Genomic DNA, 20688 nt, shown 5'->3' with positions numbered 1-20688 from the left:
GGCCTTCAGGTCAGCTGGCGCTGCAGGACCACTTCCATCACGAAGCGCGAACCCACGTAAGCCAGCAGCAGCAGCAAAGCTCCGGCATACAGCCAGCGCGTGGCCTGCCGGCCGCGCCAGCCGCGCCACTGCCGGCCGGCAATCAGCGCCGCGAACGTGGCCCAGCCGAGCAGCGACAGCACCGTCTTGTGGTCCCAGCGCCAGTAGCCTGGAAAACTCAGGCCCAGCGCAAGCGCCAGCGTCAGCACCGCGAAGCCGGCCTCGACGAAGCGGAAGGTCAGCCGCTCCAGTCGCAGCAGCGGCATGCCAAAAGCGGCGGTCGCCGGCCCGCCGCTGCGCAGCCGCTGCTCGGCCGAGTCCAGCATCATGCCGTGCAGCACCGCGGTGCCGAACAGACCGTAGGACGCCAGGCCCAGCACCCAATGCAGCGGCGCCCAGCGCGAATGCGCCACCGCGCGCAGCTCACCGGGGAACAGCCAGGCCAGCAGCATTGCAGCCGCGCTGAACAAGGCCAGCACACGCCGCATGCCCACCACCGGCAACAGGCGGCTCTCGATCACGTGCACCGCCAGCACCAGCCACAGCGTGAACGACAGCACCGGCGCAAAGCCGATCAAGAGGCCTCGCTCCGGCTCGCCGGGCACGTCGGGCGCCCAGATGCCGGTGCCTGCCAACAGGGCGAGCGCATGCAGGCACCATGCCGCCACCAACACCCGCAGCGGCCAGCGCTGGCCGGGTGCCGCGGGCCAGGCCGCCGCCAGGTAGCCGACGATGGCCAACCAGGCCAGGGGGTCAGCGGGGGCGGCGGATAAAATCATCCTCACAGTTTACCGGCGCCCTGCGGCCAGCCCCTCCGTGCTGGCGCAAAGGAGCGCACTGCCCCGCACGCATGGCCACTACCCTCACCGATCGCCTGTCACGCCTGGTCAAGACCATGCGCGGCCAGGCCCGCATCACCGAAGACAACGTACAAGAGATGATGCGCGAAGTGCGCATGGCCTTGCTGGAAGCCGACGTCGCGCTGCCCGTGGTGCGCGACTTCATCGCCCGCGTGAAGGAAAAAGCGCTGGGCCAGGAAGTGGTCGGCTCGCTGAACCCAGGCCAGGTGCTGGTTTCGGTGGTCAACAAGGAACTCGCCGCGACCATGGGCGAAGGCGTGGCCGACATCAACCTGAACGCGCAACCGCCCGCCGTCATCCTGATGGCCGGCCTGCAGGGCGCCGGCAAGACCACCACCACCGGCAAGCTGGCCAAGCACCTGATCGAGAAGCGCAAGAAAAAGGTGCTCACGGTCTCGGCCGACGTTTACCGCCCGGCCGCCATCGAGCAGCTGAAGATGGTGACCAAGCAGGCCGGTGCCGAATGGTTCCCGTCCGAGCCGAACCAGAAGCCGCATGACATCGCGCTGGCCGCGATCGACTACGCCAGGCGCCATTACTTCGACGTGCTGCTGGTCGACACCGCCGGCCGGCTGGCCATCGACGAAGCGCTGATGGCCGAGATCCGCGACCTGCATGCCACGCTGAACCCGGTCGAGACGCTGTTCGTCGTCGACGCGATGCAGGGCCAGGACGCGATCAACACCGCCAAGGCCTTCAAGGAAGCACTGCCGCTGACCGGCATCGTGCTGACCAAGCTGGACGGCGATTCGCGCGGCGGCGCGGCTTTGTCAGTGCGGCAGATCACCGGCGCGCCGATCAAGTTCGCCGGCACCTCCGAGAAGATCGACGGCCTGGAAGTCTTCGACGCCCAGCGCCACGCCGGCCGCATCCTCGGCATGGGCGACATCGTCGCGCTGGTCGAGGAAGTGCAGAAGGGCGTGGACGTCGAGGCAGCGCAGAAGCTCGCTGAAAAGCTCAAGAGCGGCAGCGGCTTCGACCTGAACGACTTCCTGGCCCAGATCAGCCAGATGAAGAAGATGGGCGGCCTGTCCAGCCTGATGGACAAGCTGCCCACGCAGATGACCGCCAAGGCCGGCCAGCCCGACATGGACAAGGCCGAGCGCGACATGAAGCGCATGGAAGGCATCCTCAACGCGATGACCGCCAAGGAGCGCCGCCAACCCAGCCTGCTGATGGATGGCAAGAGCAAGGCCAGCCGCAAGCGCCGCATTGCCACCGGCGCCGGCGTGCAGATCCAGGACGTCAACCGCCTGCTGAATCAGTTCGACCAGATGCAGGGCATGATGAAAAAGATGAAGGGCGGCGGCCTGATGAAGATGATGAAGCGCATGGGCGGCATGAAAGGCATGGGTGGCCCCGGTGGCATGGGTGGCATGGGCGGTGGCATGGGTTTCTGAACCCGCTGAACCCTGGCGTGTCTCCAGGGTCCATCCATGACGTGAACACTGCCTGGAGACCTCGCCATGCCCACCTCCGTGCCCTATGAACCCGAAGCGCCCAGCCGGGCCGAAGTCGATGCGCTGAGCGGCGCCACGCTGCTGGAGTTCGGCACCGACTGGTGCGGCTGGTGCCGCGGCGCACAGCCCTTCATCGATGCAGCCTTGGCGGCCCATCCCGGCCTGCGCCACCTGAAGATCGAGGACGGCCCGGGCCGTGCGCTGGGCCGCTCGTTCAAGGTCAAGCTCTGGCCCACGCTGATCTTGCTGCGCGACGGCCAGGAACTCGCCCGCGTGGTGCGGCCCGGCGAGCAAGACGCCATCGCCGAGGCGCTGGCCCTGCTGTAGCGCCAGCCCTCCCGGGCGGCGCCGTGCCCACTCAGCTGAGCAAAGCCTGCGCGAACTCGCTCGCGCGGAACATCTGCAGGTCTTCCAGCTTCTCGCCCACGCCGATGAAGTAGACAGGCAGCGGCCGTTCGCGGGCAATCGCCGCCAGCACGCCGCCCTTGGCCGTGCCGTCCAGCTTGGTGACGATCAACCCGGTCAGCCCCAGCGCATCGTCAAAGGCCTTGACCTGGGTCAGCGCGTTCTGGCCGGTGTTGCCATCCACCACCAGCAGCACCTCGTGCGGCGCGTCCGGCTGGGCCTTGCCGATCACGCGCTTGATCTTCCTCAGCTCTTCCATCAGGTGGAGCTGCGTGGGCAGCCGACCGGCCGTGTCGGCAATCACCACATCGCAGCCACGCGCCCTGCCCGCGCTGACGGCATCGAAAGTCACCGCCGAAGGGTCGCCACTCTCCTGGCTGATGATTTCGACCTGCGTGCGGTCGGCCCACACCGCCAGCTGCTCACGCGCCGCCGCCCGGAACGTGTCGGCCGCGGCCAGCAGCACCTTCTGGTCAGCATCCGCCAGGTGGCGCGTCAGCTTGCCGATGCTGGTCGTCTTGCCGGCACCGTTGACGCCCACCACCATGATCACGGTCGGCTGGTGCTCGCCCACCACCAGCGCGCCCTCCAGCGGCTTCAGCAGCGCCGTCACCGCCTCGGCCAGCAGCGCCTTGACCTGCGACGGCTCGGTCGCCTTCGCGTCCTTCACGCGCCGCTTCAGGTCCAGCAGCAAGGCCTCGGTCGCCTTCACGCCGGTGTCGGCCATCAGCAGCGCCGCTTCCAGTTCTTCGTAGAGCTCGTCGTCAATGCGCGTGCCGGTGAAGACCTGGGCAATGCTGGAGCCGGTGCGCGACAGCCCTTGCGTGAGCTTCTTCAGCCAGTTGGCCCGCGTGGGCTCGGCCGGCGGTGTCGCCGGTGCCAGGGCAGCGACCGGCGGCGGCGCTGGCACCACAGGCGCCTTCGCAATGATGGGCACAGCACGCGGCGCGGCAGGCGGCGGCGCGACCGCCTCTCGCGCCGGCACAGGCGCGGCCACCACAGGCGGTGGCACCGCAGGCTCCGGCGCCTTGACCGGCGCTCCGGTGACCCACGAGGCCAAGGTGTTCCAGGCAGACGGTGCCGATGGCGCTGGCGGCGCTTCAACGGCAGGCGCCGGAGCGGCAGGGGCGCTGGCCTCGGCCGGCGAGGCGGCATCTTGCGCGGCCGGCTTCTTGCGGAAAAAACTGAACATCCGCCTATTGTCACCGGTCACCACAACAGGCTCGCACTTCCCTCCCCCTTCCACGCTCCCAGGATGCGCCGCTGCAGCGCGCCCTGCGCCAACCCGCCCGGCAAACTTTTTTCCCAAAAGTCTTGCCCAATTCGCTTTTCCCACCCTAGAATAGAAGGCTGTTGGCGCTTTAGCTCAGCCGGTTAGAGCGACGGAATCATAATCCGCAGGTCCGGGGTTCGAATCCCTGAAGCGCCACCAAAATCTGGAAGGCTTGTGAGTCGACGACTTACAAGCCTTTTTCTTTTCCAGGGGTGCCACTTGGGCTCCATTTCGACACCAAGGCTGTACCGCAAACCGTGCGGTACCTACTTTCTTCGCGTCCTCTTGAGCGCCGGGCCTTCAGGCCCCGGCCAGGCCAGCCGAAAACGTCGTGAGGTCGCTGCTCGTTGCGGACCAGGAATCCCGGCCAGGCACGCGCCATCACGGCCTGGGCCAACGCAAGGTTGGCGCTGGCTCTCACGATGAGCGACCGCGACGAAATTCTCAGAGCCCCGGGGTAACAACATCCGCACCCGGACCATCGGACCAGGCGGCATTTCCGCGTTCATGACATTGGCGCGCACCACCTTTCGCGCTTCCTGGACTCGGTGTCCAGGGTGACCGACACGGACGGGGCAGCCACCGACGAGGCGGCGGCGCCGCGCACGCTGACGAAGAAGATTTCAGGGCGCTGTGAAAGGTCGCAGCGAAGACGAAGGAAAGCAATGTGCCGGGAAAGCGGTTGCTATAGGCACAAAACACCTCTCTGCACGGCGATTGCCACGGCATGGGCACGGTCGGCGGCCCCCAACTTCGCGAGGATGCGGCAGAGATGGCCCTTGACAGTTTGCTCGGAGATCTCGAGCTGACGTCCGATGGCCTTGTTCGAACCGCCCGCGGCGACGCGCTTGAGGACATCGACTTCGCGCGCGGACAGGCCAGGCTCGTCCACACGAAGTGCGATATCGCGAGCCACTTCGGCGGAGATGAATTTCTCGCCGGCGTGGACTCGACGCACTGCGTCCACCAGTTCCATCTCCAAAGCACTTTTCAAGATGAATCCTGATGCGCCAGCCTTGAGCGCCTGGACTGCCAGCATGTCACCGCGATAGGTCGTGAGGATGATGACCTTGGCCTGCGGATCCGCTTCGCGTATGCGCTTCAGCGCCTCGATTCCATTGATGTCGGGCAGACTCACGTCCATCAAGGTCACGTCAGGGCGCAGTTTCCGATGCTGCTCCACCGCTTCTGTCGCCGTCGTCGCTCCACCTACGAAGCAGATGTCCGGGCTTTGTTGCACCACGGCCTCAATGCCATTCAGGATGAGCAGGTGGTCGTCGACGGCCAACAGTGCGATTGCGGAAGCATGGCCCCGGTCATCAGTGGGCATCACCATTTGGTCTCTCCATTTCTTGCCTATCAATAGGCATGCGCGCACTGCCCTGGTTGCAGATACTCTTTGGATGTCCCATCCGTCCCTCCTCATCTTCGGCGCTGAGAAAAGTCTTGGACTTTTGGTGCTACGAGCCACGCTGTTCTGCTGCCTGATCTGGATTGTGGTGAAGCTGAGCGATGGCCAAGTCGTTGGACTCTTCGGCTTTTTATCCGCAATTCTGCTGTTGGTAGGTTACCGAACGCGCGCTGCAGCAGTGACTGCGACAGTTGTGCTATCGATTGCTTGGTACACCGAAGCCTCCCCGTTCCACGCCATCGTTCTCTCAGGCTGTGTGGCCGCAGCGTTGGCATTGACCGGCCCCGGTCGCTACTCTGTAGACGCATGGCGCTCCGCCCGAAGGATTGTTGTGGTTTCGATGCGGCGCCGGCGCTGAACCAACTGGCTCGGCTTGTGCAAGCGTTCAGCCACAGGGAGGGTGAGCTGCACGGTCGTACCAGGGCTGCCGCCCAAGATTTCGAGCGCACCTCCCAGAGATTTGGCGCGCTCGCGCATGCCGACGAGGCCGAAGTGGCCAGCCTTCAGTGCTTCATCTGCTCTGTCGGAAGGCAGTCCGATGCCGTTGTCGCTTACCGTCAATCGCAAGGCGCCCGGGGTATACAGGAGCAAAGCTTCAATGCGTGTCGCAGACGAATGCCGGAACGCGTTGGTCAACGCCTCCCGCGCGATGCTGTAGACCTCAACGGCCCTGTCGAACTCCATGCCCACTTCGTCGCCTTCAACCGCGACTTGATAAGAGGCCTCAACATGCAGGCGGCCCAGTTCGACACATGCTTCGGCCACAGCCTCAGAAAGCGCGCCCGAGGCCAGGCGCTCCAGGTTCGGCGCCCCACGCAAGCCTTCCAAACGTTCGCGCCCCTCTCGCATCACTGAGCGTGCCCCTTGAAGTGCCGCCTCCAGCCGAGCTTTTGTCGGGTTCTCGGTTGGAAGCTGCTCCGCGGCCGCCCTCACCTGCAAAGTGAGCGCGGTGACGCCCTGCAGCACCGTATCGTGCAGGTCGCGCGCAATGCGCTCCCGTTCGATGGTCCGCGCTTCGATGTTCGCTCGAACTGAAGAGGCCACGGCACGCAGCCGCAGTCGATACGCAAGATGCAGCAAGGCCAAAAGCACAGCACCAGCCAAGACGTAGAACCATCGCGTCTGCCAATAGAACGGAAGCACGGATATCTTCAGCGAAGCTGGCTCTGCCGCCTCCAAACCTTCATTCGTTGTCGTCCTCACCAGGAACTCGTAGTTGCCTGGGGGCAGATGCGTATAGATGGCCTGACGTCGATTGCCTGCCTCGTGCCAGTCATTGTCGTAGCCGACCAAACGGTAGGCAAAGCGCAGACGAGTTGCGTCTGACAGCTGAGGTGCCGTGTAGCCAATTTGGAGCAGCGAGACGCCCGCCGGGGCCTGCAGGCCGGGCTGCCGAATCAATTCGGCATCGTCGGCGAGCACCTGCCGGACAAATGCCTTCGGAGCCTGGTTCGATGCAAGCTCCTCGGCGGGGTCGATGCGGCCCAGTCCCGCCTGGGTGGCAACCCAGACCACCCCGTCATTCGATACGACAAGCGTCGGCGTCTTCTGCAACTGCGGGATGGCACCTTCCAATCCATCCCTGAAGTCGTAGCGACGCGCCTTCACCGCGTAGTTCTTCTCTGTCGCTGCACGCATCCATTCGGCCTGAGAGATTCTGACGACGCCGTTGACCTCAGCGAGCCACAGGTCGCCCGAAGGAGACAGCGCGATGCCGGTCACGCCCGAGAGCTCCGGCTGCGCCGCTTCCAGGCGAATTGGCAACATGTGTCCATCGGGCGTTCGCAGGACCAGGCCTCGCTCCCCCCCAAACCAGGTTCCAGCGCTGCTTGCGTGGACGGAAAGGACGTTCCCGACCGTCAAGCCGTCTTCTTCCTCTACAGATAAAACTTGCCCGTCAGCGCCCACACGCCGTGCTCGCCCCGCCATGTAGGTCAACCAAACGCCGCCGTCCGTCTCCGCCGCCATGGCTATCGCCGTGCCTTTGGGCACACCCTGGAACTCTGACGCATGACGCCACTGGTCTCCCACTCGCCGGAACACGCCCGCGCGGGTGATTGAGGCCCAGAGAATCCCTTGAGCATCCTCGACTATCGCCTGATAGCGGTCGTGATTCGCGCCGCCTCGTCTTGGCCCAACGCCGTCAGGCGGCATGAGCTCGAGTCGTTGACCGTCGGTGACGTGCCAAAGCCGGTCATACGAGGCCGCCCAAGCTCCCCCATCGTTCGCCGATGCGATGGCGAAGATTTCCTCCTTCGGGCCGATTTTCAAAAGTTCGGCCTTCTCCTTGTTCAGCCTGAGCAGTCCGTCGTCTGAAGTGCCGACCCAAGCACCGCCGGCCTGGGACCGAGCCACCACTGGGTACTGCATGTTCGCAACCGGGAACTGCATCTGCACCGCTCCGCGCCGAAAGCGGTCCAGCCCTCCCGTCGTTGCAATCCACATGTTTCTCTTCGAATCCTCGAACATGTAGGTCGTCGTGCCGCCTGACATGCCCTGCGCCTGTGGAAAGCTCTCAAAAGTCCCTTGTGTAAGGTCGCCGGCTCCAGAACGGTCAACGACTCTGGTCACCCCTTCGTCGGAAAGAACCCACCCCGCCCCGTCGGCATCAACGACCAGTCGGTCCGAGTACGCCGAAGCCGGCAGTGCGAGTTGAGACTGGCCGACCTTGTACGAGCCGTCTCTGTACATGACCTCGCGCAACTTGCGCTTGTCAGCCGTCATCATCCATAGACGACCATCCGCGCCGGCCATGACCATCGCGAGCTCACCCTCAGACCCCGGCAGGAAAACGAAGTCTTCGTCGTTGACTCGCCTATACCAAACGCCTTTGGCGTCGTCAGTGAAGATGGTGCCGCGCGCGTCTATCTCCAGCAGGAGGCCAAAGTGCCCCTTGTCCTTTCGTTCGGTCCGCTGCCACCTTTTCCCGTCGAAGCGCGCGATGCCCTGCCCACAGCCAGCCCAAATTGCGCCGTCGGGCGCCTGACGAAAAAATTGGACCGTGCCGGTAGGCAGTCCCTCGGCAGGCTCGTATGTCTTCAGCGCCCCGTCCTTGAACACGCTCACGCCGCCCATCTGATATCCGATGAACAAGCGCCCGTCAGGGAACGCGCGCACGGATTGGACACTGTTGGCGGGAAGGCGAACTCCGCCCAGGGAATTGAAGCGTTCGAACGTCGCTCCGTCGAAACGGTAGAGGCCACTTTTGGCGCCCAGCCAGAGGAAGCCCTCACGGTCCTCCGTGATGCCAGCAATGCTCGACGGAGCCCCGTCGGCTTGGCGCCAAGCTGAGTGTTGGAACTGCCTGATGAGTGGAATGGGAGACGGGTCTGCCAAGACCGGAATGGGGCCAAGCCAAAAAATTCCAACCAGCAAAACTCGGACGAGATTTCTTCCCATTGGCAGCGCGGACGAGGATTCAGGGCGGGGGAGAGAACAAGCATGAATCGAGCCGCCGCCGTCAATTCGGCAGCACGGTCGCCCAGGTGCGACCGGCACCAGACCAGCCCGTCATGCGAACCGCGTTTCCACCACCACGATGCCGTTGGATCTTGCAGCCCCGAAGCGCATTTTCTTCAAAGGTTCGTACTCTGGTGAGTCATGGAAGCGCTTCACTGCTTCTTTGCTCGGAAACTCCAGCACCACAACAAAATTAGGCTGCCATATACCTTCGTAATTGACAGGCTGCAGGTCCGCACGCTATGGGCTTGGCGCCATGCTTTGCGAGCAGCGCGATGGCAGCCTGTCGCGCAGACGGCGAACCGCGAGGCGCCTGCGGCGTCGCTACCTGCGTCGGCCGATACCGTCCTTGCCATCGCGCTCGCCTTGGGCCTCTGCTGCAGGCGGCGATGGTTCCTCAGCAGTCCGAGTATTCAGAGCCCTCAATGGGCCGGCAGAGCGCGCCGCCAGGCGTGCAGGATGAGGAACTGCAATGAGACCGCGGCGCACGGAAATTTGCACCGCTTCCGTGCGACCCGAAGCACCCAGCTTCGAGAGGATCGACGTCACATGACTCTTGACCGTGCCTTCGGTGATTCCCACCTTCTCTCCCACGGCCTTGTTGGGCAAACCAGCGGCCAGGCACTGCAGGACCTCAAACTCTCTGCTGGTGAGCTCCGGCGAGTACGCGTTCTCCGCCATGGCCGCAGCGAGTTCCAAAGGAATGTAGCGTCCGCCAGAACGCAGCTTCAGCAGACACGCAGCCAACTCTTCCGAGGTGGTCCCGACCTGGAGCAGGCCTCTCACCCCCATGCGCAGCATTTCCCGCGCAGAGAGGTCACCAAAAACATCCAGGACCGCTATCACCACCGGCGTCGGCGCCGCATCTTCAAGTAGCCGCTTCACCACGGTCATGCTCGCAACCACGAGTGCGCGGTTTGGCAGCTGTGGCAGTTCGTCGTCACGCTCGAACTCGCCCACTTGACAGCCCATGGCCTTCAGCATGACGCCGAGCCCCCTCCGAACAACTTCACATTCATGGACGACCCAGATTCCTCGGTCTGAGGTCTGCCTCCCGTACATCGCTGAACCTCCGCATGCGGCGAAGGTCGCAGTGTCCCCAACGCGAGCGGGACGCACCAAGCCTACGAACGCATCGACGTGAGATACCCCATTTGGCATAGGCCAGCGGGCCACCTTGTGGGCCATGTGTGGGCCATGCGAACGCCTCTCGCTTCAATAGGGACCACGCGCGCCGGTTCGGCGTTTCGCCGGCGAAAGATGCCGCGGTAAAACACCAAGCCATCCGCGCCATGGTCTCGCGCCAGAGAACACGGTCGACATCCGCCGCCGCCTACGCACAGGCATGAGCTGCAGCGAGGCTGAGCAACAGAATTAAGGCAGCAGTACCAGTGAGCCGGTCTTGGCGCGAGCCGCGATGTCTTCGTGCGCCTTGGCGGCGTCACGCAGGGCGTACGTGGTGATGGCGACTTCGCCGAAGACACCGGCCTTGAGGGCGCTGAAGACGTCACTGGTCGCCTGCTCGACACGGCCGGACAGGTAAGTGGCCATTGGGCCGCCGACCATCTTGAGACCGCGCTTGGCCACCGCGTCCCTGTCGACATTCGGAGCACCGGACGCCGAACCTATGGAGACGATGGTGCCACCGTCTTTCACCGCCACAAGCGTCGCATCGAACGTCGCCTTGCCGACGAACTCGTAGACCACGTCCACGCCGGTCGGAACGAGCTGACGCACCTGCGCTCCCAAGTCGGGTGCGTCAGAGGCCAAGACGTGGTCGATGGCACCCACGAGCGCGGCACGCTTTGGTTCGCTGCCCGCGGTGCCGATGACGGTCGCACCTCGCGCCTTGGCCCAACGTGCCAGCAGGCTGCCGACGCCGCTGGACGCCCCCTGCACCAAGACCGTCTGCCCGGCCTGCAACTTGTGATAGCCGTTGAGGCCGGCCCAGGCCGTCAGGCCTTTGGTCAGAACAGCGGCAACTTGCTCAGCGCCGAGGTCATCGGGCACTGCGACCAGCGCACTGGCGTCCACATGCCGCGTTTGGGTGTAGCTGCCCGGGGCCAGGTAGTAGGCAACGCGCTGCCCGACCTGGACGTTGTTGACACCATGGCCAATCGCCTCGATGACACCAACGCCTTCGACGCCGGGAATGGCGGGCACAGGCAGGGGGAAGACGCCCTGACGGAACATCGTATCGATGAAATTCACGCCGATGGCCAGCTGGCGCAGGCGGACCTGGCCATCGCCGGGCAGGCCGATGTCTGGGTTGTCCTCGACCTCCAGGACTTCAGGGCCGCCGTAGGAATGGTAACGGATGGTGGTGTTCATGATGACTTCTTTCGCAGTTTTTGAATGCGTTGGCGGGCTCAGATGACGGCGAGCAGGCCGCCATCCACGAGCAGCGCAGTACCGGTCACGTAGCTCGACAGGTCCGAGCCCAGGAATGCAACGGCGTCGCCGATTTCCGAAGGCTGGCCCAGGCGGCGCAGCGGGGTGCGCAGGCGGAAACCTTCTGCAGCCTCGGCAATGCCCGGTGCCGTGCGCAGCAGGTGGGTGTCGATGGTTCCTGGCGCCACGGCGTTCACGCGAATGCCGTCGGGTCCCAGCGCGTCAGCCAGCGACTTGGCCATCAGCACGACGCCGCCCTTGCTGGTCGAATAAGCGACCGTGATGCCTGCACCGGAGAGTCCGCCCATGCTGGCCATGAGCACGATGCTGCCTTTCTTGCCGTTGGCCTTCATCTGACGGGCTGCGGCTTGTGCGCTGAAGAGCGTCCCGTCCAGATTCACGGCCAGAAGCTTGCGGAAGTCGTCAGCAGAAACGTCGGGGCCGTCGGCCTTGAGGCTGATGCCGGCATTGGCCACCATCACGTCCACGCCACCGAATTCGGAGGCCGCCTCAACGAGCGCGTCGACCTCTTCCTTCTTGCTCACGTCCGCCTTCACAAAGGTCGTCGCAACGCCGAGCGCCTTGATTTCGTCGGTGGTTGGCACACCGCCTTCGCGAGGGTCCGGGCTGATGTCTGAAACCACCACCGCCTTGGCGCCATGCCTGGCCGCATTGATGGCGATGGCACGGCCAATGCCGCTGGAGCCGCCAGTGACGACGACGACTTTGTTCTGCAGGATGTTGGTGTTCATGTCGCTCTCCTTATTGCGGCAGTGCATTCAGTTGCTTCAGGACCGAGTACAGGTTGGCGACGCCCCAGTGCTCGGTAATCTTTCCGCCTTGCACTCGCATGGCGTCCACTGTTTCAAAGTGGATGGGTTTGCCGCTGGCGGGAAGGCCCAGGAAATCGCCCTTGTGGGTGCCGTGATACGTCTTGTAGGTCGTCACGACATCGCCGTCGGAGCGCTGCCAGTGGATGACCGCATGGAAATCCGGGAATGCTTCGCGCAGCTTCTTGTAGAGGCCGAGGGCGCCAGCCTTGTCGGGTGTGCAGTTCGGCTGCGGCGTGTGGTCCAGGAAGTCGTCAGAGAAGAGCTCGTCAAACAGGGCCCAGTTGCCGCCACCTTGCACTTCGGCGGTGTTTCGACGAATGACGGCCTTGGCGGCCTCGCTGATGTTGGTGGTGTCAGTCATGTTGATTCTTTCGAGTGAGAGGTTCAGATTTCGAAGCCGCCGATGGTCATGCCGCCGTCCACGACGAGCATCTGACCCATGACGTAAGAAGAGGCCTCAGAGGCCAGCCACACTGCAGCAGCGGCAATCTCGGAGGGAAGGGCGCCGCGCTTGGCCGGGATGGCCGAGGTAGCGAGCTCTGCGAAGCCGGGGTTCTGGGCACTGGCTTCCTTGACCATGGGCGTCTCGGTCCAGCCAGGGGCCAAGGCATTGATGCGCAGGCCATGCGCGGCGTTTTCCATGGCCGCGACTCGAGTGAGCCCGTGGACGCCATGCTTCGACGCCGCATAGGCACTCATGCCGCCCGGGCCGGTCAAGGCCGCCACCGACGCGGTGTTGACGATGGCGCCGCCGCCGGTGCGTCGCAGCAGCGGGATCTGGTGCTTCATGCCCAGGAAGACGCTTTTGAGGTTGACCGAAATGACCCGGTCAAAGTCTTCCGTGGGGTAGTCCTCGATGCGGTGTGCCTGACCCGTGATGCCGGCGTTGTTGAACGCCACGTCCAACCGACCCAGGTCCTTGTCGATTCGAGCGATGAGCTCACGTACCTGCGCCTCGCTGGAGACGTCCATCGGCGCCGTCAGCACGCGGCCGCCGAGCTCGGCAATGAGGTCTCGGGTGGCCGCAAGGCCGCCCTCGTTCAGGTCCGCCGCAACGACGATTGCGCCGCGGCTTGCGAAGGCCCGAGCGGCCTCGCGACCAATCCCGGAACCAGCCCCGGTGACCAGCGCCACCTTGTTCTCAAAATCCTTTGGTGCCATTTGCTACTCCTTGAAGTGGTGCAGCTCGTTGCTGCATGGTTCGAAGAGTAGGGACAGTAGGGACGCAGGACCTATCGCGGTAGCCTCTTTGTTTCGATGGAATTTATCGTCAATGCAGATACATTGACTCAAGCCTCCTTGAGCCGGGCGATGAACCATCGCCCGGCTGGCCCGGGTGGCGCGTCCCCTCGATAAACGGCGTACATGGCGATGCTGGGCGTGCTCGGCTGGTGCACCTCCAGGCTGAGCGACACCAGTTCGCCGCTGTCGATGTCTCGCTGCACCATCTCGCGTGGCATGTGGCCCCAGCCGAAGCCCGCTTTCAGAAAGGCGTGCTTGGCGCCCAGGTCCGCCAGTCGCCAGATCTGCGCCGCCAGGACGCCGTAGCTGCGACCTGCGCTCAGCGTGGTCCGGTCGGTCAGGACCAGTTGAACGTGGCGCTCCAGCTCGCTGGAGCTGAGTGGGCCCTGCAGGGACGCAAGGGGGTGCGATGGCGAGACGACGGTCACCATCGGCACCTGCGCCAGGGCCTCTGACCTCGTCCCTTCCGGCACGACGGGAAGCGAGCCGACGATGCCGATTTGACAAGTCCCTTCCAGCACCGGTTGCACAACGGCGCCGAGCGCTTCGACGTACATCCGCAGCGGCGTTGTCGGGAACTGTTCCTTGAAGGCTCCTACGGCCGCTGTCAGTGCGCTCATCGGGAACATCACGTCCACAGCAACCGACAACTCCGGCTCCAGGCCTTCCGACAGGGTGCGCGCGCGAGCCTTGAAGCTGTCCATGCCATGAATGACGGCCTTGGCCTCGCCCAGCAGTGCCTTGCCCTCCTCCGTCAGCACCGGATACCGGGCTGAACGGTCGAACAGAGTCACCCGGAGTTGGCCCTCCAGATTGGCCAGCGTCTGGCTCACCACGGACTGGGCGCGTCTGAGCTTGCGGCCTGCGGCGGAAAAGCTGCCCTCCTCGGCGGCAGCAATGAAGGTGCGAAGTTGGTCCAGAGAGACGCCGTCGAGCATCTATCGCTCCCGATGATGGATTCCATCTAAACATATAGGCTTCCCAGCTGGCTGTCCAGTTTTTAAGCTTCGTTCCATCGCATTAGACGGAGCACAGACATGAAAGCCATCTACCAAATGCCGCATCAAACCAGTACCTCTGAACGGGCTTTGCACCGGGCCAGCGATGCGCACACTTCTCACCGCGGCATCGCCGCTCGCACCAGCGGTCGCATCCACGGGCCAGTGAACCGCCTTGTGAGTCCCGGCATGGCGGGCAGCTATCTCAAGCCGTTCGTCTTCCTGGACTACTTCGACTTCCAGTCGACCGGCGAGACGATGTTCCCGATGCATCCGCATTCGGGCATTGCAACCACGACAGTCCTGCTGGAGGGCGGCATGCGCTACGAAGACACCACTGGCGCCAGCGGCGTGCTGAAGGCAGGTTCCGTGGAATGGATGCGGGCCGGAAAGGGCGTATGGCATGACGGTGTGCCGCTGCCCGGCCAGCGCCTGCGCGGCTACCAGCTGTGGCTGGCTTTGCCCGAGGCGCTTGAATTGGCCCCTGCCCAGAGCCAGTACCTCGAGCCTGCCGAAGTCCCCGTCGTGGGCAAGGTGCGCGTCATCCTTGGCCAGTACCAGGGCGCGCACAGCAAAGTCAACTCTCCCGAAGGCATCCAGTACCTGCACGTGTCACTGAACGCAGGCGAAAGCATCGAGCTTCAGCCGCCTCCAAGCCACCAGGTGGCTTGGCTACATGTCGGCAGCGGTTCCCTGTTGAGCGGCATGGAACGCATTGCCGATGAGTTGGTGGTCTTCGAAGAAGGCGACCAGGCGGTTCGGCTTACCGCTGAGCACGCCTCCGACTTCATCTTCGGCACCGCGCGCAAACACCCGCACGACCTGGTGCTGGGCTCGTATTCGGTTCACACCTCCCATGCTGCGCTTCGGCTCGGCGAACAAGAAATTGCTCGGCTTGGCGAGCAACTCCGCGCAAGCGGGCGGGCCATCTAAGACCCACCTCACCCAAGTTACCCCTTCTCTTTACCAACGTCCTTTCAATCCAAAGCTTCATTCAGGAGTTTCATCATGCAATCGACCAATACCGTCTCCACTCCCGTCAACGTGTCCGTGCTGCCGCTGCTCGGCCGCCTGCTCATCGCCACCATCTTCTTGGTCAGTGGCTTCGGCAAGCTGACGGCTCCGAGCGCCACCATCGGCTACATCGCGTCGGTCGGCCTGCCCCTGCCCGAGCTCGCATACGCGGGTGCTCTGGCCGCCGAGCTGGGTGGCGGACTGCTGCTGGTGCTCGGCTATCGCACCCGCTGGGTCGCCGCTGCTCTTGCTGCGTTCTCTGTCGTCTCTGCGGTGCTGTTCCACAACGCACTGGGCGACCAGAACCAGATGTTCCACTTCCTGAAGAACCTGGCCATGGCCGGCGGGCTGCTGCAGTTCGTCGCCTTTGGCGGTGGCACGCTGAGTCTGGACGAGCGCAAGTCTGAAGTGACCGGCGTTTTGAGCACCGCACGCTGAACCGATGGGTGGACCTTCCATCACGGGCGGTCCACCGCTGACGCACCTCACCAAATCCGATTCAAGCCATGAAGCCAATTCCCGCCCTCGCCGTCGCCATCCTCAGCGCCACCACCATGGTCGCAAGCGCAGTGACCGCCGCGCCAGCTGTGCCTGCGCATGCCGACACCGTCATCAAAAACGTCGTCCTGGTCCATGGCGCCACAGTTGACGGCTCCTACTGGGAACAGGTCTATCGCGAGTTATCTCAAAAGGGTTACCACGTCACCATCGCCCAGCACCCGCTGACCAGCTTTGGCGCCGACGTCGCCGCCACCCAACGAGTCCTTTCGCTGCAGGACGGTCCGGTCGTCCTTGTCGGTCACAGCTACGGCGGAGCCGTCATCACCGCCGCAGGAAGCGACGAGAAGGTCAAGGCGCTCGTCTATGTTGCGGCACATGCTCCCGACGCCGAAGAGAGCGTCGCCGACCTGAACGGAAAATACCCGATGGAAAGCCTGAAGGCGGTGCAAGCCACGCCAGACGGCTACATCTACGTCGACCGGTCGAAGTGGCGTGAGGTCATCGGTGCCGACACGCCCAAGTCCTATTCCGACTTCGCTGCCGCCAACCAGGTACTGACCAATGGCGAAGCGTTCGGCGCGAAGCTGCAAACCGCAGCTTGGCATCTGAAGCCGACCTACGCCCTCGTCACGACCGACGACAAGACTGTGAGCCCAGACCTGCAGCGCTTCATGTACGAACGAGCGAAAGCTCAGACGGTCGAGGTCAAGGCCAGCCATTCAGTGCTCGTGTCTCAACCGAAGGCAGTGGTTGACCTCATCGTCACGGCCAGCAAGCTTCGCAGCTCCGTAGCGCCATGAGCGCCCAGAGAAAAAGACCGGGCACCGACCATCAAGTCGATGTCCCGGCCTAGCCGCTCAGAACCGCGATGCTTTCAACAGCCAGTGATCAGGCGGCAACGGCGAGGTCCTGAACCAGCTGCTTGTGCAGGCCATAGAAGTCGAAGTAACTGTCAGCACGGACAATCTTCCCGTCCTTGAGTTGGTAGACATCGCAGAAGTTCACCTGCATCTTGCGGCCTGTCGGTTCGATGGTGCCGGCCGGTGAGTGAAAGACACCTTCGTGGGTACCGCGGCCGATGCCCTGTGCGACGACGTGGTCCCCAAGGGCCGTCAGGCTGCGCACTTCGCAGGTCGCATCCGGGAAGATATTGAACCAGCTCTTCCACGGGTCAATGATGGCATTGACACCGGTAGAGGTGAAGTTGAACGGGACATCCAGCCATTCACTCTCGGGAGCACCGAAGCCAGCGATGGTCTCCAAGTCCTTGGTGTTCACGGCTTCATACAAGGCGCGGATGCGGTCGACGTTCTGTTGGGTGTTCATGGTGGTTCCTTTCAGTTGAACCTCGCTGATGAGGTGAAGAAAGTCTAGGAATCACCGCCGACCGGCACCTGCCTAAAACGCTGCATCCGCTTGCCAATTTCTGCAAACAGCTCAAGCGACCCTCACCATCTGCAGACTGGCAAGGCGCCACCAATGCTTGCACGAAGCGACAAGTAGCTTGGTCGAACGGGCAAGTCGAACATGGCCCCGCTTTGTAGAGTGACGACAAAGCGCGGACATTGCCCATGAGCCCGCGTGCTTGCGGAACAACACGGTGGCGGCCATGCAACTCTTCGAAAACATGCTTCTTCTCCTTGCCCTGGCGGTCTTGCTGCTACAGGTATCACGACGCATGTCCTTGCCTTATCCCTCCATGCTCGCGCTCGCGGGCGCGGTGGCGGGGCTGCTGCCATGGGCGCCGCAAGTGAGCATCGAGCCTCATCTGGCACTGGTCCTCTTCATCGCCCCGGCGCTTCTCGATGCGGCTTACGACACCTCGCCGCGGGAACTTGTCAGAAACTGGTTGCCGTTGACCGCGCTCGTCGTGGTGGCGGTGCTTCTCACCACGGCGGCTGTTGCTTGGGTGGGATGGGCTCACGGAGGCCTGCCTTTGGCTGCGGCCATCACCCTTGGAGCCATCGTCGCTCCGCCTGATGCGGTGGCTGGAACGACCGTGATGCAGAACTTCCGTATCCCACGCAGGACACTGTCCATCATCAACGGCGAGAGCCTGCTCAATGATGCCGTGGCGCTACTCATCTTCGGCGCGGCCGCCGCGGCAGCCATGACCCCGCACCTGGCCATCTCATCTCAGCTACCTATTCTGGCCGCGTCGGTACCAGCTGGCGCCCTGCTGGGGTACTTGCTCGGCAAAGCCTTCGTGCATCTGGCCCCTATCGTGGCCGGCACGATGTCGGCCACCATCGTCGAGTTCGTGATGACCTTCGGCGCATGGCTCATTGCAGAACATCTGAAGATTTCCCCAATCATTGCCGTCGTCGTGTTCGGCATGACCGTCGCCCGCTACTTCCCCTCCCGGAGCAACGCCCGCGACCGCGTCCACTCGTACGCCGTATGGGGCGCCGCAGTGTTCGCGCTGAATGTTTTGGCATTCCTGCTGATGGGACTCCAAGCGCGCAACATCATTGCCCAACTGTCCGGTCAAGCGCGCATGGATGCACTTGCCTTCGCTGGGGCCGTGCTTGGCACCGTCATCGTCGTGCGTCTGGCCTGGGTGCTCGCCTATGGGACCGTCATCCGCGCGCTCCATCCTGCGTTCGAACGCCTGGGCGTTGAAGTCCCGGTGGCGCCCAAACGAGTGGGCGTGCTGGTCGGGTGGTCCGGCATGCGTGGCTTGGTCACGCTAGCGACAGCTTTTGCCCTCCCCGCGGACTTCCCAGGTCGCGACACCATCGTGCTCGCGGCCTTCGCGGTGGTGTTGGGAACTCTCGTCTTGCAGGGTCTGACCCTGGGCCCGCTCATCAAGCGGCTGGGCATACAGCCCGATCATTCGCTTGAGCACGAGCTCGCTTCTGCCAGGACAAGGCTGGTCGACGCCGCTCTCCAAGTGCTCGAAGGGCAAGAGACCCACAAACCGGGCGTAGCAGAAGTCATTCAAGAGCTCCGGGCCGACCGCCGCGCTCTGAGCAACCCTGCTGAGGCCTCCACCGTCACAGAATTGGACGAAGCCCGGCTACAAGCGCTACGGTCCCAGAGGCGTTTGCTACACGAGCTCAGGGCCTCTGGGGAAATCGAGGACGACGTTTTCCACGTCATCGAGGAGGAGCTCGATTGGGCCGAGCTGAACGCATCAGCTGCGGCACAGGCCCGCATCGCCAGTGTCTAGGAAATGCCGTGAGCAGAAGTCCCTCTTCTACATCTGCGCCTGGTTGGGCTGACCTCCCCGCACCGCTTGTGGCCGAGCCGATTGAAATACGGTCAGCCAGCGTTTTGCAACATCAGGGGCAGCACCAACACAGCATCTGGTTTGTTCACGGCGGCATCTTGAAGGCCTGCCATTACACAGAGAGCGGCAGCGAAAGGGTGAAGGAGTTCTACTTCCCCGGTGAGTTCTGCTTCCTCTATCTGTCCTGGCTCACCGGCCAGCCTGCCAGCTACCAGATCGAGGCGGCGGAGGACTCGGTTGTCACCGAAATTCCGCTGAGCTGGCTCGATACCAGGGACGCAGAGGCCACAGTACTGCGGTTGCTTCGCATGCAGCTCGCTTTCAAGGAACGCAAGGAGGAGATGTTCCTCCTCCATTCCCCCGCGCAGCGCTACCAATATGTCCTCAAGCACTTCCCCGTGTGGACGAGCCTGCTGAGCCAAAAACAGCTCGCGGCCTACATCGGCATCACCGAAGTGTCGCTGTCGCGGATACGCGGCAGACTTAACAAACGTTAATGGCAGCCTCCGTCGATGCAACGAGGATGAGGCTCCCCAACCTGCCATTGGCGCTGTCCGTGAAGCTGTATTTCATTCTTGCTCAAGGCCTTGCGGCGGTTTCGTTTCTGCTGGACCTTGCGTCGTTCCAGATTCGCCGAAAGGAACTGGTACTCGCGGCTCTGAGCGCTTCGACATGTCTGCTTGCCGCTCAGTATGCGTTGCTCGATGCCTGGGCGTCGGCGGCCATGATGCTGTTGGCAAGCCTGCGATTCCTCGTGAGCAGCGTAACCCGCTCACCACGCGTCGAGCAGATCTTTCTTTTCACCGCCACAGCGGTATTCGTTGCGCTTCCCCTCTCCTCAGCGAGCTGCTTGGCATGGCTTGGAAACTGCATCCAAACGCATGCGGCTTTCAACGCATCGGACCGCCGGATGCGACTACAGATGATGCTCGGGTCGGGACTTTGGATTGCGCATAACGTGCACATCGACGCTTGGGTGAGTGTTCTGGCCGAGGCAGGTTTCCTGCTCAGCAATTGCGTGGGCTACTACCGCTTCCACATGGCCGCTCGGGCGCCCGAAACGACTTCGGGCGCTCCAGCGACCTGAAGCGCCCGAATCGAGCCGAGAGTCCGGGTCAATCGCGCTTGTCCTCGCGGTACAAGACCATCCCTGCGTGGTGAAGAACGCCATCGCGGAACTCCCCGTCGGCGGTGAAGCCGGTGTCGTCGACGTAGTCGATGTGGTTGCCCGTGACGCGGTAGCGACCTTGGTACGCGCTCTGCCTCTTTCCACGGGCCTCGTCGTAACGACCATTCGAAAGAAGTTCATGCCGGATGTAGCCGTCCGCGGTGACCCACATGCCCGCGTAGGGGTGGCTGTCGTGACGCTCGGTCTTGGCGGAATGGCTTTGCGTGGCTGTCGTGCTCATGGTTGATCCTGTGCTTTGGGGTTCAGAACTGTTGCCCCGGGCGGCCCATGCGGCATCCGGTGCGGCCCACATCACCGCCGAAGCAACGGAAAGCAGGACCGTGATTCCGTAAGTTGAGGTTTCTCGCTTCATCGCATCTCTCCAACGATTCGTTGCGTGGG

General features: G+C 63.4%; 21 protein-coding genes and 1 tRNA gene. 9 read left to right on the top strand and 13 right to left on the bottom strand.

Annotated elements, in window-relative coordinates:
• Positions 1-5: 5 nt before the first annotated feature.
• Complete coding sequence (locus LRH25_RS04260) at positions 6-818, bottom strand: cytochrome C assembly family protein (RefSeq protein WP_141290191.1); 813 nt, start codon at positions 816-818, stop codon at positions 6-8.
• Positions 819-889: 71 nt separating this feature from the next.
• On the opposite strand from LRH25_RS04260, the gene ffh reads away from it, so the two are divergent.
• A complete protein-coding gene (gene ffh, locus LRH25_RS04255) occupies positions 890-2299 on the top strand; it encodes a signal recognition particle protein (RefSeq protein WP_141290192.1) in 1410 nt (469 codons plus the stop codon).
• 66 nt (positions 2300-2365) lie between these two features.
• Positions 2366-2686: a thioredoxin family protein gene (locus tag LRH25_RS04250; protein WP_141290193.1), complete on the top strand. Its 321-nt coding sequence runs from the start codon at positions 2366-2368 to the stop codon at positions 2684-2686.
• Between the two features lie 31 nt (positions 2687-2717).
• On the opposite strand, the gene ftsY is transcribed toward LRH25_RS04250, so the two are convergent.
• Positions 2718-3956 (bottom strand): signal recognition particle-docking protein FtsY, encoded by a 1239-nt coding sequence (gene ftsY, locus LRH25_RS04245; RefSeq protein ID WP_231010222.1) that lies wholly within the window; start codon positions 3954-3956, stop codon positions 2718-2720.
• Between the two features lie 163 nt (positions 3957-4119).
• Between ftsY and LRH25_RS04240 the strand changes: the two genes are divergently transcribed.
• Positions 4120-4196: transfer RNA gene (locus LRH25_RS04240), tRNA-Met, on the top strand.
• A gap of 526 nt (positions 4197-4722) precedes the next feature.
• Here LRH25_RS04240 and LRH25_RS04235 read toward each other — a convergent pair.
• From LRH25_RS04235 to LRH25_RS04200, 9 genes are all read right to left on the bottom strand, one after another.
• Entirely contained in the window at positions 4723-5373 is a 651-nt protein-coding gene (locus LRH25_RS04235; protein WP_211361271.1) for a response regulator, read from the bottom strand.
• 366 nt (positions 5374-5739) lie between these two features.
• Positions 5740-8784, bottom strand: a complete 3045-nt coding sequence (locus LRH25_RS04230) for a sensor histidine kinase (RefSeq protein ID WP_170200697.1) — start codon at positions 8782-8784, stop codon at positions 5740-5742.
• Between the two features lie 174 nt (positions 8785-8958).
• Positions 8959-9138 carry a DUF1330 domain-containing protein gene (locus LRH25_RS33265; protein ID WP_141284606.1) on the bottom strand — a complete coding sequence of 60 codons (180 nt, stop codon included), beginning with the start codon at positions 9136-9138 and terminating at the stop codon, positions 8959-8961.
• A 93-nt stretch (positions 9139-9231) separates the two neighbouring features.
• Entirely contained in the window at positions 9232-9891 is a 660-nt protein-coding gene (locus LRH25_RS04225) for a helix-turn-helix transcriptional regulator (RefSeq protein WP_170200698.1), read from the bottom strand.
• Positions 9892-10281: 390 nt separating this feature from the next.
• Complete coding sequence (locus tag LRH25_RS04220; RefSeq protein WP_141284564.1) at positions 10282-11238, bottom strand: quinone oxidoreductase family protein; 957 nt, start codon at positions 11236-11238, stop codon at positions 10282-10284.
• A gap of 38 nt (positions 11239-11276) precedes the next feature.
• Positions 11277-12050 carry an SDR family NAD(P)-dependent oxidoreductase gene (locus LRH25_RS04215; RefSeq protein ID WP_141284566.1) on the bottom strand — a complete coding sequence of 258 codons (774 nt, stop codon included), beginning with the start codon at positions 12048-12050 and terminating at the stop codon, positions 11277-11279.
• Positions 12051-12060: 10 nt separating this feature from the next.
• Positions 12061-12492 carry an ester cyclase gene (locus tag LRH25_RS04210; protein WP_141284568.1) on the bottom strand — a complete coding sequence of 144 codons (432 nt, stop codon included), beginning with the start codon at positions 12490-12492 and terminating at the stop codon, positions 12061-12063.
• Between the two features lie 23 nt (positions 12493-12515).
• A complete protein-coding gene (locus LRH25_RS04205) occupies positions 12516-13292 on the bottom strand; it encodes an SDR family NAD(P)-dependent oxidoreductase (protein WP_141284570.1) in 777 nt (258 codons plus the stop codon).
• Positions 13293-13420: 128 nt separating this feature from the next.
• Positions 13421-14311, bottom strand: coding sequence for a LysR family transcriptional regulator (locus LRH25_RS04200; protein ID WP_141284572.1), 891 nt, complete (start codon positions 14309-14311; stop codon positions 13421-13423).
• A 99-nt stretch (positions 14312-14410) separates the two neighbouring features.
• Between LRH25_RS04200 and LRH25_RS04195 the strand changes: the two genes are divergently transcribed.
• From LRH25_RS04195 to LRH25_RS04185, 3 genes are all read left to right on the top strand, one after another.
• On the top strand, positions 14411-15304 hold the full coding sequence (locus LRH25_RS04195) for a pirin family protein (protein ID WP_231010221.1): 894 nt from the start codon (positions 14411-14413) through the stop codon (positions 15302-15304).
• Positions 15305-15379: 75 nt separating this feature from the next.
• Positions 15380-15823, top strand: coding sequence for a DoxX family protein (locus LRH25_RS04190; protein ID WP_141284574.1), 444 nt, complete (start codon positions 15380-15382; stop codon positions 15821-15823).
• Positions 15824-15891: 68 nt separating this feature from the next.
• Complete coding sequence (locus LRH25_RS04185) at positions 15892-16686, top strand: alpha/beta fold hydrolase (protein ID WP_211361272.1); 795 nt, start codon at positions 15892-15894, stop codon at positions 16684-16686.
• 88 nt (positions 16687-16774) lie between these two features.
• Here the strand turns inward: LRH25_RS04185 and LRH25_RS04180 are convergent, their stop codons facing one another.
• Positions 16775-17212 carry a nuclear transport factor 2 family protein gene (locus LRH25_RS04180; RefSeq protein WP_141284576.1) on the bottom strand — a complete coding sequence of 146 codons (438 nt, stop codon included), beginning with the start codon at positions 17210-17212 and terminating at the stop codon, positions 16775-16777.
• Between the two features lie 283 nt (positions 17213-17495).
• On the opposite strand from LRH25_RS04180, the gene LRH25_RS04175 reads away from it, so the two are divergent.
• The 3 genes from LRH25_RS04175 (at position 17496) to LRH25_RS04165 (ending at position 20205) form a co-directional block, all read left to right on the top strand.
• Entirely contained in the window at positions 17496-19058 is a 1563-nt protein-coding gene (locus LRH25_RS04175; RefSeq protein ID WP_141284578.1) for a cation:proton antiporter, read from the top strand.
• A gap of 68 nt (positions 19059-19126) precedes the next feature.
• Entirely contained in the window at positions 19127-19615 is a 489-nt protein-coding gene (locus tag LRH25_RS04170) for a Crp/Fnr family transcriptional regulator (RefSeq protein WP_211361273.1), read from the top strand.
• Positions 19616-19641: 26 nt separating this feature from the next.
• Positions 19642-20205 carry a YgjV family protein gene (locus tag LRH25_RS04165; RefSeq protein WP_231010220.1) on the top strand — a complete coding sequence of 188 codons (564 nt, stop codon included), beginning with the start codon at positions 19642-19644 and terminating at the stop codon, positions 20203-20205.
• A 28-nt stretch (positions 20206-20233) separates the two neighbouring features.
• Here LRH25_RS04165 and LRH25_RS04160 read toward each other — a convergent pair whose 3' ends face one another.
• The gene (locus LRH25_RS04160) at positions 20234-20659 is read right to left on the bottom strand and encodes an Atu4866 domain-containing protein (RefSeq protein WP_231010219.1); all 426 of its coding nucleotides are present in this window, start codon (positions 20657-20659) and stop codon (positions 20234-20236) included.
• Between the last annotated feature and the right edge of the window lie 29 nt (positions 20660-20688).

Origin of the sequence: Ideonella azotifigens, from assembly GCF_021043325.1 — a bacterium.
GTDB classification, from domain to species: domain Bacteria; phylum Pseudomonadota; class Gammaproteobacteria; order Burkholderiales; family Burkholderiaceae_C; genus Ideonella; species Ideonella azotifigens.
The sequence above is the reverse complement of the archived record's forward strand: the minus strand, read 5'-3'. Positions and strand labels throughout refer to the sequence as shown.